Source organism: Arthrobacter crystallopoietes (genome assembly GCF_002849715.1).
GTDB classification, from domain to species: Bacteria; Actinomycetota; Actinomycetes; order Actinomycetales; family Micrococcaceae; genus Crystallibacter; species Crystallibacter crystallopoietes.
Genome location: NZ_CP018863.1, coordinates 1,715,002 through 1,730,210, shown reverse-complemented (window position 1 = coordinate 1,730,210; position 15,209 = coordinate 1,715,002). Strand labels below are relative to the sequence as shown.

The window sequence follows — 15,209 nt, the reverse complement described above, 5'->3', positions numbered from 1 at the left end:
TGGCAGCAAAACATGGACCGATACGCCTGAACATGGGCTCGAAGCCGGGAATCACCCCGGCCGGAGTGGGCTCAGGCGCCCCGGGAAGCCCCCGCGGCGTGAACGCTCAGCGCGCGGCGGCTTCGATGGCCTCCGGCGAAAGCACGTGGTTGATCGCCAGCGAGGCGGCCCCCACCACCCCGGCCCGCTGGCCGGCAACGGAGGGCGCGATGCGCAGATGCTCGGTCGCCAGCGGCAGCGAGCGCCGGTAGACCACCTCGCGGATACCCGCCAGCAGGTGCTCCCCGGCCTGGGCCAGGCTGCCGCCGATCACGATCACGGACGGGTTGATCAGGTTCACGCAGGTCGCCAGCACGTCACCGATGTCCCGCCCGGCCTGCCGCACCACCTGGACCGCCTGCAGTTCCCCGGCCCGGACCAGGTCGATCACGTCCTGGCTCGTCGACGCCGCCCGGCCTTCCCCCGCGAGCACGGCCGCGAGCGCCGGGCCGCCGGCGAGCGCTTCAAGGCAGCCGGTATTCCCGCAGCGGCACTGCACAGCTTCGCCCCGCGGCACCCTGACGTGCCCGAGGTCCCCCGCCGTGCCCTGCGCGCCGCGCTGCAGCTGCCCGTTGGAGATGATCCCGGCACCGATACCCGTGGCCACCTTGATGAACATCAGCTCCGGCACCTCCGCCCAGGCTGTCGCCTGCTCGCCCAGCGCCATGATGTTCACGTCGTTGTCCACCAGCACCGGCACGTCAAAATGCCGCTGCACCAGCCCCGGCACGTCCACGCGGTCCCAGCCGGGCATGATCGGCGGGTTGATGGGCCTGCCGGTGTCATGTTCCACCGGCCCGGGCAGCCCGATGCCGATGGCGCCCAGTTCCCGCGCCTCGCGTCCGGCCGCGTCAAGCAAGCGCCCCACCGCCGCGGCAAGCCATCCGAGCACCTCGTCGGGTCCGGCAGCGATGTTCAGGGCCGCCCGCTCCTCAGCCAAGACCGTGCCGGCCAGATCGGTGAGGATGACCAGCGCGTGCGTGGCACCAAGGTCCGCCCCTACCACCACCCGCGCGCCGGAATTCAAGGCAAACAACGACGGCGGCCTGCCGCCGGTGGAGACCGCCCCGCCGTACGGGGCGATGAAACCAAGCTTCATCAGGGTGTCCACCCGCAGGGCCACGGTCGATCTGGCCAGGCCGGTCAGCTGCGCCAGCTCGGCCCGGGTCCGCGGCTGACCGTCACGCAGCAACTGGAAAACGTCGCTGGCGCCGGGAGCCGGAAGGGCTGCGTTTCGCGGCGGGGAAGCCACCTGGGAGTTCGACACACTTTCAGTAAAGCATGCAGCACTTGCGTTCGTCTCTACTCGACTAATAAATGTTTTCCGCACAACTTTTGCCAAACTCTCGACAGAAGTGTGTGAGCCATGCCACTCTTGGAGCGTGGGTGAAATCATCAGCAAACATGCCGGACCCGGCGCCCTGTCTTCGCCGGCAGGAACCGGTTCCGTCAGGCCGGAAGCCGGCCCTGTCCTGGAAGTCCGCGGACTAACCAAGAGCTTCTTCGGCATTCCCGTGCTTGAGGACGCTGCGCTGAAGCTCCATGCCGGCGAGGTACACGGGCTCGTCGGCGAAAACGGCGCCGGCAAGTCCACCCTGATGAAAGTCCTGGCCGGCGTCTACCAGCGCGATGCCGGCACCATCCTGCTGGACGGCAAAGAGGTCCACTTCAGCCACCCCACCCAGGCCCACGAGGCCGGCCTCTCCACGGTCTTCCAGGAGTTCAACCTGCTGCCGGACCGCACCGTGGCCGAAAACATCTACCTCGGCCGCGAACCGCGCAAGGGCATGCTGGTCAACAAGGCCAGGATGAACGCCACCACAGCCGAGCTGCTCGAATCCCTGGGCATCACCAGCATCAAGCCGACGACGGCGGTGCGTTCCCTTTCCGTCGCCGAGCAGCAGATCGTGGAAATCGCCAAGGCCATCAGCTACGACGCGCGCATCATCTCCATGGACGAGCCGACCGCCGCGCTGGCCGGACCGGAGGTGGAACTGCTCTACCAGATCGTGCGCCGGCTGCAGGAACGCGGCACGGCCATCCTCTACGTCTCCCACCGGCTGCGCGAGATCTTCGATCTGTGCGACACCATCACGGTGCTCAAGGACGGGCGCATTGTGGACACGCGGCCCGCCGCGGAGCTCGACGACGCCTCCCTCGTCCGTCTCATGGTCGGACGCCCGATCTCCGCCTACTTCCCGGACAAACTCCCGCGCGACGACGCCGACGAGCCCCTGACCGAAACCCCGCTGCTGGCACTGGACAACGCCGGCAACGACCAGCTGGACGGTATCAGCCTGAGCATCGCCCCCGGCGAAATCGTCGGCGTCGCCGGACTCCAGGGCTCGGGCCGGACCGAGCTGGTTCAAGGCATTTTCGGCGCGGCCCCCTTCACCCGGGGCACCATGCGACTGGACGGCACGGAGCTGCTGCCCAAGTCGCCGCGGCAGGCCATCAGGGCCCGGATCGCGCTGATCACCGAGGACCGCAAGGCGGAGGGCCTGAGCCTGAACCAGTCCATCCTGGACAACGCACTGGGCGTCATCCGCTCCGTCTTCCCGCGCAGCACCGGCGCGGTCAAACAGGACATTCCCGGCGTGTTCTCGGCGCTCGAAGTCATCGCCCGGGACCTGGACCAGGAGGTGCAGTACCTCTCCGGCGGCAACCAGCAGAAGGTAGTGCTGGCCAAGTGGCTCGCCATTAGCCCGCGCGTGGTCCTGCTGGACGAGCCCACCCGCGGCATCGACGTCGGCGCCAAGATCGCGGTCTACCGCCTGATGCGCCAGCTCGCGGCCGAGGACAAAGCCGTCCTGATGGTCTCCAGCGAACTGCCCGAAGTCATCGGCATGTCGGACCGCATCATCGTCATGCGGGACGGCCGCATCGCCGGCGAACTGCCCGCCGGCGCCACCGAAGAGCAGATCCTCCAGCTCGGTACGGGCGCGAGGCCGGCAGCCAACAGCACAACCAACGACGACGGCGCGGGCGCCGCCGGAAGTATCCAGCCCGAGGCAAGCAACGGAACCGGGGAGCGCGCATGAACAAGGCCAGCGGCGGCGGCAGCATTTTCAGCCGGCTGTCCTCCACCCACATCGTCTACCTGGTCGCCCTGCTGACCCTCGCCGTCGGATCCATCCTGGTGGCCACCGCCGGACGCAGCTTCTTCAGCCCGGGCAACATCTCCAGCATCCTGACCGGCACCAGCGTGCTGGGCTTCATCGCGATCGGGCAGACGCTGGTCATCCTGGTCGGCAGCCTGGACCTTTCCGTCCCGTACGTCACCAGCCTCGCCAGCCTGATCGCCGCGGGAGTGATGGCGAACAACAGCGCCAACGTGCTCGCCGGCGTGCTGCTGGCGCTGGGCGTTTCGGCCCTGATCGGCCTGTTCAACGGGCTCATCGTGTCCGGCCTGAAGGTGCACGGCTTCATCGCCACCCTCGGCATGGGGCTGATCATCAGCGGCTACCTGGCCACCAACTTCAAGGGCAGCTTCGGCCAGACGCCGTTTTCGTTCCGGCTGGTCGGTGCCACCGGACTGGGCCCGGTGCCGATCTCCACGCTGATCATGCTGGCCTGCGCGGGCCTGGCCATGCTGCTGCTCCACCGCACGCGGGTAGGCCACCAGATCTATGCCGTCGGCGGCAATCCCAACGTCGCGCGGATGTCCGGCATCCGCATCCAGACGCCGGTCATCACCGCCCACGTCATCTGCTCGCTCATGGCCGGCATGGCGGGGCTGCTGCTGGCCAGCAGGCTCGGCGTCGGCAGCCCCACGGTTGGCTCCCAGGGCGGTTACGACCTGCTGTCCATCGCCGCGGTGGTACTCGGCGGCACCCTGCTGGCCGGCGGCAAGGGCACCATCACCGGCACCCTCGGCGGCGTCCTGATCTTCGCCATGATGGACAACATCATGTCGGTCATGCAGGTCAATCCGTTCCTCAAGGACGTGGTCCGCGGGATCGTGATCGTGGTGGCCGTGGCGGTTTACGCCCGTCGCAGAATCGTGAACCGGCCGCCGCGCTTCGGGCACGACGGACACAGCCGGCAGGAAATGCCCGGCACCGAGGAACCCCAGGAGGTGCGGGCATGAGCCGGACCCTGACTCCCAGCGACCGCGGTGCCGTGCTGCAGCAGAACCGGGCCGGCCGCGGCGAACGCTTCCTTCGGGCGCTGCGCACCCCCGGCGGCGCCGTCTTCGTCCTGCTGGTCGCCCTGCTGGCGGCCATCATCGCGGTCAACCCGTCCTTCGGGGAACCCGATTCCTTCATCCGCTTCATTGGCCGCACCGCGCCCATCGCCATCGCCGCGATCGGGCAGTACTTCGTCATCGTTTCCGGCGAGTTCGATCTGTCCATGGGCTCCGTGGTCACCATGCAGGTGATCACCGCCGGCAACCTCATTGGCGACGACGACGCCAAGGTCATCCCGGTGCTACTGCTCATGTTCGTGCTGGGAGCCTTCATCGGGCTGGTCAACGGCCTGGTCACCACGCTGCTGCGGGTGCCGAGCTTCATCGTGACACTGGGCATGATGCTGGCCCTGCTGGGGCTGGTGCTGTTCTGGACCGGCGGCGCCGCGCAGGGCAATCCGGCGGACAGCTTCCGGCAGATCGGCCGCGGCGGCATCGAGGGTGTGCCGGTGCTGGAGGTCATCCCGTATCCGGTGATCATTCTGGCCGCGGTGGCCGCACTGGCCTTCTGGCTGATGCGCCGGCCCTACGGCCGCACGCTGATAGCGGCCGGCGACAACCCGACGGCGGCGGCGCTGACGGGAGCCCCGGTGTGGTGGATCAAGACCCGCGCCTTCATGCTCTCCTCGCTGGCCGCCACCGTTGCGGGCATCCTGCTGGTCGGCTATGCCGGTGTCCACCCGTCCGTCGGGCGAGGTTATGAGTTCACGGCGATCACCGCCGTCGTACTTGGCGGGGTTGTCCTCGGCGGCGGACGCGGCTGGGTGCTTTCCGCCGCGGCCGGTGCGTTTGCGCTGGAATCGCTGTTCACGCTGCTGAATTTCGTCGGCGTGCAGTCGACCTGGCGGGACAGCGTGCAGGGCGCCATCATCATCGTCGCCGTGGCCGCCGCCGCCAAGACCTGGCAGCGCAAACGCAAGGGCACGGCAGCGCCCGCCCACGAAGCGCCGCCTCAACAGGTCGAGCCGCCGCAACCGGCGCAGACTGCCACCGCGGCCCCGGACTCCACAGCCATCGAACAATCCGAACATCACAACGGCACCACCGCCCGCTGAGGGCACCGAACAGGGAGGAAACAGATACTGATGCGCAATCAAAGTATCCGTACCGCGGTAACGCTCGCAGCGGCAACATCGTTGCTGGCGCTGACCGCCTGCACCACCGATCCATCCGTGACGGAGGACCCGGGCGGCAGTGCGGCGGCGTCGCCGGAGGCCACCGAGCAGGAGTGGTTCGACCAGGCGCTCTACGACGAACAGTTCGAGCAGCGTACGGCGGAATTCGAGGGGGATCCGGAGCAGCCGTACCTGCAGTACATCGCCGGCGAGATGAAGGACACCTCGGACCTCGCCGTCGAGGGCGAGCAGAAGGTCTGCTTCGCCAACGCCTCCATCTCCAACCCGTGGCGGCAGACCGGCTGGATCACCATGAACCAGCAGCTCAAGGTGCTGCAGGACTCGGGCGTGATCTCCGAGATGGAGACGCGCGACGCGAAGGACAACGACAACACGCAGATCGCCGACATCGACTACTTCATCAACGAGGGCAACTGCGACGCGTTCATCATCTCGCCCAACTCCACGGCGGCCCTGACGCCGGCCGTGGAGCGCGCTTGCGACACGGGCAAGCCCGTAGTGGTCTTCGACCGCGGCGTGGAAACGGACTGCGCCACCACCTTCATCCATCCGATCGGCGGCTTCGCCTGGGGCATCGACACCGCCACGTTCCTGTCCGAGCGGCTGCAGGAGGGCGACAAGGTAGTGGCCCTGCGCATCCTGCCCGGCGTGGACGTGCTGGAACACCGCTGGGCCGCGGCCGAGAAGATCTTCACCGAGAACGGGATCGAGGCCACGGACTACTTCACCGGCGCCGACCCGACCGAAATCAAGAAGATCATCTCCGACGAGCTGGCCACCGGGGACGTCCAGGGTGTCTGGATGGACGCCGGCGACGGCGCCGTGGCCGCGATCGAGGCCTTCGAGGACGCGGGCAAGGACCTGCCGGTGATGACCGGCGAGGACGAGATGAGCTTCCTGCGCAAGTGGCAGGAAACGGGCATCGACGCGCTGGCCCCGGTCTACTCCAACTTCCAGTGGCGCACCCCGCTGCTGGCGCTGGAGAAGATCTTCAAGGGCGAGGAAGTCCCCGCCGAGTGGGTGCTGCCGCAGGAGCCCATCCCCGCGGATGAACTCGACCAGTGGCTGGAGCTCAACGAGGGCATGCCGGACGGCCACTACGCCAAGTTCGGCGGCGAGGACCTGCCCGGCTACCCCGAGGTCTGGCAGGAACGCCAGATGCCCTGACCGCTCCGGCCAGGCACAGCGCCGCCACAGGCGCCGCACTGAACCAGCACCATCCATGACAGCAAAGGAGGCAGGACATGGCGGACCGGCTCATCGGAGTGAACACCTGGGTGTGGGACTCCCCGCTGACCGACGCCAACCTGCCTCCTTTGCTGGCGAAGATCGCTGCGCTGGGCTTCAACGCGGTGGAGCTGCCGCTGGAAAACGCGGGCGACTTCACCGCCGCAATCGCCCGGCAGGCGCTTGCGGCCACGGGCCTGAAGCCCTTCATCGTGGGGGCGATGGCGCCGGGGCGGGATCTCGTCGCGGCCGATGCCGCCACCGTTGCCGCCACCCAGGATTACCTCGCCGCCTGCATCCAGATGGCGTACGACGTCGGGGCCCCCGCTGTGTGCGGACCGTTCTACTCCGCCACGGGGAGGGTTTGGCGGCTGACGGAGGCCGAACGGGCCGAGGCGTACCGCGAGCTGCGCCGCAATCTGGCGCCGCTCGCCGCCCGGGCGGCGGAGGCCGGCGTCGTTCTTGGTATTGAACCGCTCAACCGGTACGAGACCTCACTGGTCAATACCGTGGAGCAGGCGCTCGACGCCCTGGCACCGCTGCTGGGCAACGGCGTGGGGCTGGCGCTGGACAGCTACCACCTGAACATCGAGGAACGGTCCAGCGCCGCCGCCATCCGCGCGGCCGGGCGGCATCTGGTGCACCTGCAGGTCTGCGGCAATGACCGCGGGGCGCCGGGCGGGGACCAGACCAACTGGCCGGAGCTGGTGAAGGCGCTGGACGACGTCGGCTACACCGGCCCGCTGAACATCGAGAGTTTTACCGCGGACAACGCCAGCATCGCCGCCGCCGCGTCCATCTGGCGGCCGCTGGCGCCGAGCCAGGACCGCCTGGCCTCGGATGGCCTGGCCTTTCTGCGCGGGCTGTGACGCGCACGTGAGAAGAGGAAAAAGATGACCGCAACCGTTCCGGATCCCGCTCCGGCGCGCTCCCCTGACGCGGCCACCCCGGCGGCTCCGTTGGGGGTAGCCGTACTGGGGTATTCGTTTATGGGCAAGGCGCACTCGAACGCCTGGCGCAATGTGGGCGCGTTCTACGACACTCCCCCGGTGGCGCGTCAGGTGCTGGTGGGGCGGGACCAGGACCAGCTGAGTGCGGCCGCGCAACGCTACGGCTGGGCCGAAACGGCCACCGACTGGCGCGAAGTGCTGACGCGGGACGACGTGCAGATTGTGGACATCTGTACACCCGGCCACCTGCACGCGGAGCAGGCCATCGCGGCGCTGGAGGCGGGCAAGCATGTGCTGGTGGAAAAGCCGCTGGCCAACTCGGTGGCCGAGGCCGAAAAGATGGCCGCCGCCGCCCGGGAGGCCGCCACCCGGGGCGTCATCGCGATGACCGGGTTCACGTACCGGCGGATTCCGGCCCTGGTGCTGGCGCGGCAGCTGATCGCGGACGGGAAGCTGGGGCAGGTCCGGCAGGTGCGCGTGTCCTACCTGCAGGACTGGCTCGCGGACGAGGCCGCGCCGATGACGTGGCGGCTGCGGAAGGAAACCGCGGGCTCCGGTGCCATGGGAGACCTTGCCTCGCACGCGGTGGACCAGGTGCAGTTCCTGCTCGGCGAGCGCGTGGCCAGCGTCTCGGCCACCATCAATACCTTCGTTCCGCAGCGCACCGGCCCCGCCGGCCTGGAGCCGGTGACGGTGGACGATGCCGCCTGGGCCACGCTGCGGCTGCCCTCCGGCGCCGTGGCCAGCGTGGAGGTCAGCAGGTTCGCCACCGGCCGACGCAACGCACTTGAGATTGAGGTCTATGGCTCAGGCGGGCACCTGCGCTTCGACCTGGAGAACCTGAACGAACTGCATTATTACGACGCCGGGGCGCCGGCAGCGCTGCAGGGTTCCGCCAGAATTCTGGTCACCGACGCGGAGCACCCCTACCTGGATGCGTGGTGGCCGCCCGGGCACATCCTCGGCTGGGACCACGCCTTCACCTCGCAGGCGGCGGACTTCCTGACCGCCATCCGGACCGGCACCCCGCCGGCGGCGTCCTTTGAAGACGGCCTGGCCGTACAGCGGGTGCTCGACGCAATGGAACGCAGCGCCGCCCAGGCGAGCACCGCCGTCGTTATTTGATCCTTGAGTCCAGAGAGAAAGCGAGCAGCCATGGCACGCAACTACACGCTCTTCACCGGCCAGTGGGCGGACCTGCCCTTCGAAAAGGTGGCCGAGCTGGCCGCCGGCTGGGGGTACGACGGCCTGGAGATCGCCGTGTCCGGGGACCATCTGGACGCATGGCGTTGGGACGATGACGCCTACATCCAGGACCGGCTGGACATCCTGGCGCGCAACGGGCTGAAGGTCTGGGCGATCTCCAACCACCTGAAGGGCCAGGCGGTGTGCGATGACCCGATCGACTTCCGGCACCGCGACATCGTGGGCCCGCGGGTGTGGGGCGACGGCGACCCGCAGGGCGTCCGCGAGCGCGCCGCGGAGGAAATGAAGCTCACCGCCCGGCTGGCGCAGCGGCTCGGTGTGAAGACCGTGGTGGGGTTCACCGGTTCATCCATCTGGCAGTACGTGGCGATGTTCCCGCCGGTGCCCGCCGAGGTGATCGAGGCCGGTTACCGGGACTTCGCGGACCGCTGGAACCCCATTCTGGATGTGTTCGATGAGTGCGGGGTCAGGTTTGCGCACGAAATCCACCCGTCCGAAATCGCGTACGACTACTGGTCCACGGTGCAGGCGTTGGAGGCGATCGGCCACCGCGAGGCGTTCGGGATCAACTGGGACCCCAGCCACATGATGTGGCAGGACATCGACCCGGTCTCGCTGATCTGGGACTTCAAGGACCGGATCTACCATGTGGACTGCAAGGACACGAAGCTGCGGATCACCGGCCGCAACACCCGGCTGGGCTCGCACCTGCCCTGGGGCGATCCGCGCCGCGGCTGGGACTTCGTCTCGGCCGGACGTGGCGACGTGCCGTGGGAAGCGAGTTTCCGCGCGCTGAACGCCATCGGCTACGACGGTCCGATCAGCGTGGAATGGGAGGACGCCGGGATGGACCGGCTGCGCGGCGCGCCGGAAGCGCTGGCGTTCCTGAAGCAGTTCGACTTCACCCGGCCCGAGGCTTCCTTCGACTCCGCCTTCAAGCAGTGACGGATGAATGTCGGGGCGGGCAACACGCCGGAAACAGAGTGCAGGTAGGCTGGCTCCATGCGTGAACTCCAGGTGAAAATCATTGCAGAAATGGGCGTCCGGCCCACCATTGATCCCGCTGAGGAAACCCGCCGGCGGGTCACTTTCCTGAAGGACTATCTGAAGGCCAGCCGCACCAAGGGCTTTGTCCTGGGCATCAGCGGCGGACTGGATTCCACCGTGGCCGGCAAGCTGGCCCAACTGGCCGTCGACGAGCTCGAAGCCGAAGGCGTGGAGGCCAACTTCGTGGCGGTCCGCCTGCCCTACAAGGTGCAGCATGACGAGGACGACGCGCAGGCGGCGCTGAAGTTCATCGACCCGAAAACATCGTGGACCTTCGACGTGGCGCCGGCGGTGGACGGATTCGAAACCGAATTCACTACCACCACCGGCGAAAAGATCACCGACTTCAACAAGGGCAACATCAAGGCGCGGACCCGGATGATCGCCCAGTACGCCCTGGCCGGACAGCACAACTACCTGGTCATCGGCACCGACCACGGCGCGGAATCGGTCACCGGGTTCTTCACCAAATTCGGCGATGGCGGCGCGGACATCCTGCCGCTGTTCGGGCTGAACAAGCGGCAAAACCGCCAGCTGCTGGAACACCTCGGCGCCGAGGAACGGCTGTACAAGAAAGAACCGACGGCGGACCTGCTCGATGACCAGCCCGGCCGCACGGACGAGGACGAGCTCGGCCTCTCCTACGACCACATCGACGACTACCTCGAGGGCCGCGAGGTTCCGGAAGAAGTCGCCGAGGCAATTGAGCACCGGTACCTGGTCACCCGGCACAAGCGCACGGTCCCGGTGACCATCGCGGACGACTGGTGGCGGAACTAAGCTCCGGGCCGGCCGGCCACCGCGCTCTGCTTGCCGAATCGTCCCACGCCGCCGGTCCCGACACCCGATAAACAACAGGGCTGCCAGTTCGGTAACGTAGTGAGCGTGAAGATTGCTACGTGGAATGTTAACTCGATCCGTGCCCGCGCCGACCGTATCGAGGCATGGTTGCTACGCTCCGATGTGGATGTGGTGGCCATCCAGGAAACCAAAGCCACCGATGAGAACTTTCCGTGGGAGCTGTTCGAAAACAACGGCTACGAGGTGGCCCACTTCGGGCTGAACCAGTGGAACGGCGTCGCCATCGCCTCCCGCGTGGGGCTCGACGACGTGGAGCGCACCTTCATGGACCAGCCGCACTTCGGCAAGACCGATGACGCCGTCCACGCCGAAGCTCGTGCCATCGCAGCGACCTGCGCCGGCGTGCGGGTCTGGAGCCTTTATGTTCCGAACGGCCGGTCGCGGAATGACCCGCACATGGCGTACAAACTGCAGTGGCTCGACGTGCTCAAGAAACACGCCGCGGACTGGCTGCAGGCGGACCCGCAGGCACAGATCGCCCTGACCGGGGACTGGAACATCGCCCCGCGGGACGAGGACGTCTGGGACATCGAAAAGTTCCAGCGCGAGGAACTGACCCACGTCAGCGAACCCGAGCGCGCCGCCTTCCGCGCGTTCGAGGAGGCCGGCTATATCGACGTCGTTCGCCCGATCCACCCCGGCCCGGGCACCTACACGTACTGGGACTACACCCAGCTGCGCTTCCCGAAGAAGGAAGGCATGCGGATCGACTTTATCCTGGCCTCGCCGGCCTTGGCCTCGCGCGTGACCGACGCGATCATCGACCGCGAGGAACGCAAGGGCAAGGGCGCCTCCGACCACGCGCCCGTGATTGTGGAACTGGACTAGTGATGACCAGCTTCCCGTACGTTTCCTACCTTCGGGTCTTCGAGCCCTTGGATGCGTTCTCCGATGACGAGCAGTTGCTCATCATGGAACAGCGCAGCCGGGACCGCCGTGCCACCGAGGAGCTGGACCGCGGGGAGTCGCTGCGCCGCATCACCCGGACGGTCTCCGACCCGTTCCCGCACGACAGCGAGGATCTGGTGCGGGTGCTGCACTACCCGTCGCCGGAGGGCCTGACCACTCCGTACTACTGCCCCAACCAGCTGGCCGTGCGCAGCACGTTGGCGGCGGAGTCCATTTCGCACAGCCTGCATAACCCGCTGCTGGGCTTGCTGCTGCCGGAAGCGGCGCGCGATGCCCAGCAGCAGCGGCTGGATCCGGACACATTTGCGGATTCGCTGGCCAAGCTGCACACCAGAAGCTCCACCTGGGGCATCCCGTTCGGCTGGTTTGTCCTCTTCCGTGAAGACGACCACGCCGAGGTGATCGAAGGCCGCCACGGCGTGGAGACGGTGCGGTTGAGCGCGCCGCTGATGCAGTGCATCGATCGCGCCCGGTATGCCGCGGCCAGCCTCGCGGTGGCGGCGCCGGGACTTGACCTGCTCGACGAACTCACCGAGATCACCGAGTGGATGGAGACGTTCACGCTCTCGGGCATGCTGGAACTGGACTACGGCCGCGTGGCGGACATGGTCTACCCGGATGATTCGCCGTCCGATGTCCAGGCCGGCATTGAATCGCTGGCCGAGGGCGACATGACCGGGGCCGCTGCCGCCTACCGGCGCCTGGCCACGCGTTGGATCAAGATCCGGCAGCTGGCGCGCGCCTCCTGAGCCTTCGGGGCCTTCGGGGCCTTCAGACCTCGGCCGCCTTGCCTTCAAGGACCGCCCGTTCACGGTCGTTCCGGGCCAAGGCCGCGGCCACGGAAAACTCCGCGCGGGCCTCCTCCCGCCGGCCGAGCCGGGCCAGCAGCTCGCCGCGGACGCTGGGCAGCAGGTGCGATCCGCGCAGCGCGCCGTCGGAGCCGAGCCTGTCCACCATGGCGAGCGCCGTTGCCGGCCCGGTAGCCATGGACATGGCGACGGCCCGGTTGAGTTCCACCACCGGGCTCGGCGCGATCCGGCCCAGCGCCTCGTACAGCAGCACGATAGCGGGCCAATCGGTGTCATCAACGCTCGCCGCAACGGCGTGGCATTGGGCTATCGCGGCCTGCAGGGCATAACTGCGCCTCCCCCGGCCCAACGCATCGGCCCGTACCAGGGCGGCTTCGCCCCGCCTGATCTGGGCCCGGTCCCACCGGCTCCGGTCTTGGTCTGCCAGCAGGACCGGAGTCCCGTCCGGCCGGGTGCGGGCGGCGAAACGGGAGGCCTGGAATTCCATGAGTGCCACGAGCGCATGGGCCTCGGGCTCACGCGGAACCAGCCCGGCGAGGATGCGGCCGATCCGCAGTGCCTCGTTGGCGAGGTCCGGCCGGATCCAGCGGTCGCCCGACGTCGCCGCATACCCCTCGGTAAACATGAGGTACACGACGCCGAGGACCGCGCCGAGCCGCTCGCCCCACTCGTTCGGTTCCGGGACCTCGAAGGGAACCCGGGCGGCCGCGAGGGTCTTCTTGGCGCGCACGATCCGCTGCTGGACAGTGGCGACTGGCACCAGGAACAGCCGCGCGATCTCCTCCGTGGTGAGGCTTCCGACGATCCGCAGCGTCAGGGCCACCTGTGCCTCGCGGGAGAGGACGGGGTGGCAGGCGGCGAACACCAGCCGCAGCACGTCGTCGTCCAGCGGTTCCCACGCCACCGCGTCCTCGTCCTGCAACCCGCGGGCGATGTCGCGGTAGCGCTCGTCGAGCCGCGCGGCCCGGCGCCACCCGTCGATGGCCTTGCGTTTGGCCACCGTGGTGAGCCAGGCGCCGGGATTGCGCGGAATGCCGGATTCCGGCCACTGGGTCAGGGCATCGGCCACGGCCTCCTGGGCCAGATCCTCCGCCAACCCCACGTCCCCAGTCACCCGTGCCAGGACCGCGACGATCCGTGCGCCTTCGATCCGCCACAGCGCATCCATCCGGCGCCTGACCTTGTCCGCCGGCTCCGCACCAGTCATCGCGGGCTCCCGACCCGGGGCTTGTCCTAGCCGTTCTCGCTGTTCAGGTCCGCTTCCTGCTTGCGCCATTCGGATTCCTTCTGGATGTATTCGTTGTCCGAAAAGTCGGCGAAATCCGCTTCCTCGGTGATCCGGCGGACTTCGAGTTTGGAACCGGGACCCAGCGGGCAGCGGCTCGCCCATTCGACTGCCTCTTCCTTGGACGAGACCTGGATGATCCAGAACCCGTTGAACAGCTCATGGGTCTCGCCGTAGGGACCGTCCGTGACGACGGGCGGTTCACCCGAGAAGTCGACCACGAAGTTCGCGTCCTCGGACACGTCGGCCAGACCGTCCCCGCCCAGCATGACTCCGGCCTTGATGAGCGATTCGTTGTAGGCGCCCATCTTGTTGATCATCTCCTCGAAGGGCATCTCCTTGGCGGCCTCTAGAGCTTCGGCGGTGCTGCGCATGATGAACATGTATTTCATGGTTCTCTCCTTATCTGGATGAAGGCGCCGTGCGCGTCCTTCTACTATTGCGTCGAACCGGGCACGGGGGAATCGACACGGTGCCGAAAATTTCTTTTACCTCTTGGCATCGCCGCCTCTTTGCCCACGCCGGACAATGATTACGACGACGGCGGCGGTGCCGTGGAGCGGCGGATGATCAGCTCGTGCGGCTGGAAGGGCGGCGTGGCCAGCCGCGGCGCCCCCTGCAGTTCGCCTAGCAGGAGTTCCGCCGCGTAGCTGCCCTGGTCCTCGGGGCTTTGGCGCACCGTGGTAAGGCCCATGGGCTCGGCGAACTCGTGGTCGTCGATTCCGATCACGGACAGTTCATCGGGGACGCGGATGCCGCGCTCCTGTGCGGCCAGCAGCACGCCGAAGGCCATCTCGTCCGAGGACGCGAAGACCGCGGTGGGGCGCTCCCCCGGCTGGTCGAAGAGCCGGGCGGCTGCCAGCTTGGACTCCAGGAACCTGAATTCTCCGGTGATCAGCCACTGGGGCCTGGCATCCAGCCCGTGGCGTTCCAGCGCTGCCCGGTAGGCTTCCTCGCGTTGCTGCGGGACGGCGAACTCGATGCCGTACTCACCGCCTCCGCGCACATGGGCGATCCGGGTGTGGCCCAGGCCGATCAAGTACTCCATCGCATCCGTGGCCGCCCCGCCGTCGTCGATGCTGACATTGCGCAGCCCGTCCACAAAGCCGCCGATGGTGACATTGGGATAGTCCAGCTGCTGCAGCGCCGCCAACTCCTCGGGGGTGAGCTCCATGCACATGACCAGCAGCGCATCGATGCGCTTGCGCAGCATGGAGCGGTGGAAGACCCGGTCCCGGTTCAGGCCGGTGCCGCCGAGGCTGAAGACCACCATGTCATAGCCGGCGGCCCGTAAGGCCCGGTCAACGCCCTCCAGCGCGGAGGAAAAATACCAGCGGTCAATCAGCGGAAGCAGCACCCCCATGGCCATGGTCCGGCCGGAGGCCAGGTGCGCGGCCGACGACGAGGCCACGTAGCCCAGCTCCTCCGCCTTCGCCAGCACCTTGCCGCGGGTGGCTGCCGAGACCCCGGGCAAGCCGCGCAGCGCACGGGAGACCGTGGCCGTCGAAACACCCAGTGCCCGGGCAACGTCGTCGATCCCGGTCATGGCAG

14 protein-coding genes are annotated in these 15,209 nt (G+C 67.9%); 10 read left to right on the top strand and 4 right to left on the bottom strand.

What is annotated here, in order from left to right; genetic code table 11:
• Nucleotides 1–106: 106 nt before the first annotated feature.
• A complete protein-coding gene (locus AC20117_RS08265) occupies nucleotides 107–1,306 on the bottom strand; it encodes an ROK family transcriptional regulator (protein ID WP_236777470.1) in 1,200 nt (399 codons plus the stop codon).
• A 115-nt stretch (nucleotides 1,307–1,421) separates the two neighbouring features.
• Between AC20117_RS08265 and AC20117_RS08260 the strand changes: the two genes are divergently transcribed.
• From AC20117_RS08260 to AC20117_RS08215, 10 genes are all read left to right on the top strand, one after another.
• Nucleotides 1,422–3,080, top strand: coding sequence for a sugar ABC transporter ATP-binding protein (locus AC20117_RS08260; protein WP_074700138.1), 1,659 nt, complete (start codon nucleotides 1,422–1,424; stop codon nucleotides 3,078–3,080).
• Nucleotides 3,077–4,129: an ABC transporter permease gene (locus tag AC20117_RS08255; RefSeq protein WP_074700139.1), complete on the top strand. Its 1,053-nt coding sequence runs from the start codon at nucleotides 3,077–3,079 to the stop codon at nucleotides 4,127–4,129. Before AC20117_RS08260 ends, AC20117_RS08255 begins: the two co-directional genes overlap by 4 nt.
• Nucleotides 4,126–5,283, top strand: a complete 1,158-nt coding sequence (locus AC20117_RS08250) for an ABC transporter permease (RefSeq protein ID WP_083339667.1) — start codon at nucleotides 4,126–4,128, stop codon at nucleotides 5,281–5,283. Before AC20117_RS08255 ends, AC20117_RS08250 begins: the two co-directional genes overlap by 4 nt.
• 30 nt (nucleotides 5,284–5,313) lie before the next feature.
• A complete protein-coding gene (locus AC20117_RS08245) occupies nucleotides 5,314–6,531 on the top strand; it encodes a substrate-binding domain-containing protein (RefSeq protein WP_074700140.1) in 1,218 nt (405 codons plus the stop codon).
• A gap of 77 nt (nucleotides 6,532–6,608) precedes the next feature.
• On the top strand, nucleotides 6,609–7,460 hold the full coding sequence (locus tag AC20117_RS08240) for a sugar phosphate isomerase/epimerase family protein (RefSeq protein WP_074700141.1): 852 nt from the start codon (nucleotides 6,609–6,611) through the stop codon (nucleotides 7,458–7,460).
• A gap of 24 nt (nucleotides 7,461–7,484) precedes the next feature.
• Entirely contained in the window at nucleotides 7,485–8,666 is a 1,182-nt protein-coding gene (locus tag AC20117_RS08235; RefSeq protein WP_074700142.1) for a Gfo/Idh/MocA family protein, read from the top strand.
• Nucleotides 8,667–8,696: 30 nt separating this feature from the next.
• Complete coding sequence (locus tag AC20117_RS08230) at nucleotides 8,697–9,692, top strand: sugar phosphate isomerase/epimerase family protein (protein ID WP_074700143.1); 996 nt, start codon at nucleotides 8,697–8,699, stop codon at nucleotides 9,690–9,692.
• A gap of 57 nt (nucleotides 9,693–9,749) precedes the next feature.
• Nucleotides 9,750–10,574 carry an NAD(+) synthase gene (gene nadE / locus AC20117_RS08225; RefSeq protein ID WP_074700144.1) on the top strand — a complete coding sequence of 275 codons (825 nt, stop codon included), beginning with the start codon at nucleotides 9,750–9,752 and terminating at the stop codon, nucleotides 10,572–10,574.
• A 105-nt stretch (nucleotides 10,575–10,679) separates the two neighbouring features.
• Nucleotides 10,680–11,483, top strand: a complete 804-nt coding sequence (locus AC20117_RS08220; RefSeq protein WP_074703129.1) for an exodeoxyribonuclease III — start codon at nucleotides 10,680–10,682, stop codon at nucleotides 11,481–11,483.
• A gap of 2 nt (nucleotides 11,484–11,485) precedes the next feature.
• Complete coding sequence (locus AC20117_RS08215) at nucleotides 11,486–12,313, top strand: DUF8083 family protein (protein WP_074700145.1); 828 nt, start codon at nucleotides 11,486–11,488, stop codon at nucleotides 12,311–12,313.
• 22 nt (nucleotides 12,314–12,335) lie between these two features.
• On the opposite strand, the gene AC20117_RS08210 is transcribed toward AC20117_RS08215, so the two are convergent.
• The 3 genes from AC20117_RS08210 to AC20117_RS08200 form a co-directional block, all read right to left on the bottom strand.
• A complete protein-coding gene (locus AC20117_RS08210) occupies nucleotides 12,336–13,580 on the bottom strand; it encodes an RNA polymerase sigma factor (RefSeq protein ID WP_074700146.1) in 1,245 nt (414 codons plus the stop codon).
• Nucleotides 13,581–13,606: 26 nt separating this feature from the next.
• A complete protein-coding gene (locus AC20117_RS08205; protein ID WP_074700147.1) occupies nucleotides 13,607–14,050 on the bottom strand; it encodes a YciI family protein in 444 nt (147 codons plus the stop codon).
• Between the two features lie 140 nt (nucleotides 14,051–14,190).
• Entirely contained in the window at nucleotides 14,191–15,204 is a 1,014-nt protein-coding gene (locus AC20117_RS08200) for a LacI family DNA-binding transcriptional regulator (RefSeq protein WP_074700148.1), read from the bottom strand.
• Nucleotides 15,205–15,209 lie beyond the last annotated feature (5 nt).

Excerpts from the sequence above, each read along its gene's own strand:
- AC20117_RS08255 (WP_074700139.1), top strand. The coding sequence starts at position 3,077 with ATGAACAAGGCCAGCGGCGGCGGCAGCATTTTCAGCCGGCTGTCCTCC.
- AC20117_RS08250 (WP_083339667.1), top strand. The coding sequence starts at position 4,126 with ATGAGCCGGACCCTGACTCCCAGCGACCGCGGTGCCGTGCTGCAGCAG.
- AC20117_RS08245 (WP_074700140.1), top strand. The coding sequence starts at position 5,314 with ATGCGCAATCAAAGTATCCGTACCGCGGTAACGCTCGCAGCGGCAACA.
- AC20117_RS08240 (WP_074700141.1), top strand. The coding sequence starts at position 6,609 with ATGGCGGACCGGCTCATCGGAGTGAACACCTGGGTGTGGGACTCCCCG.
- AC20117_RS08235 (WP_074700142.1), top strand. The coding sequence starts at position 7,485 with ATGACCGCAACCGTTCCGGATCCCGCTCCGGCGCGCTCCCCTGACGCG.
- AC20117_RS08230 (WP_074700143.1), top strand. The coding sequence starts at position 8,697 with ATGGCACGCAACTACACGCTCTTCACCGGCCAGTGGGCGGACCTGCCC.
- nadE (WP_074700144.1), top strand. The coding sequence starts at position 9,750 with ATGCGTGAACTCCAGGTGAAAATCATTGCAGAAATGGGCGTCCGGCCC.
- AC20117_RS08215 (WP_074700145.1), top strand. The coding sequence starts at position 11,486 with ATGACCAGCTTCCCGTACGTTTCCTACCTTCGGGTCTTCGAGCCCTTG.
- AC20117_RS08210 (WP_074700146.1), bottom strand. The coding sequence starts at position 13,580 with ATGACTGGTGCGGAGCCGGCGGACAAGGTCAGGCGCCGGATGGATGCG.
- AC20117_RS08205 (WP_074700147.1), bottom strand. The coding sequence starts at position 14,050 with ATGAAATACATGTTCATCATGCGCAGCACCGCCGAAGCTCTAGAGGCC.
- AC20117_RS08200 (WP_074700148.1), bottom strand. The coding sequence starts at position 15,204 with ATGACCGGGATCGACGACGTTGCCCGGGCACTGGGTGTTTCGACGGCC.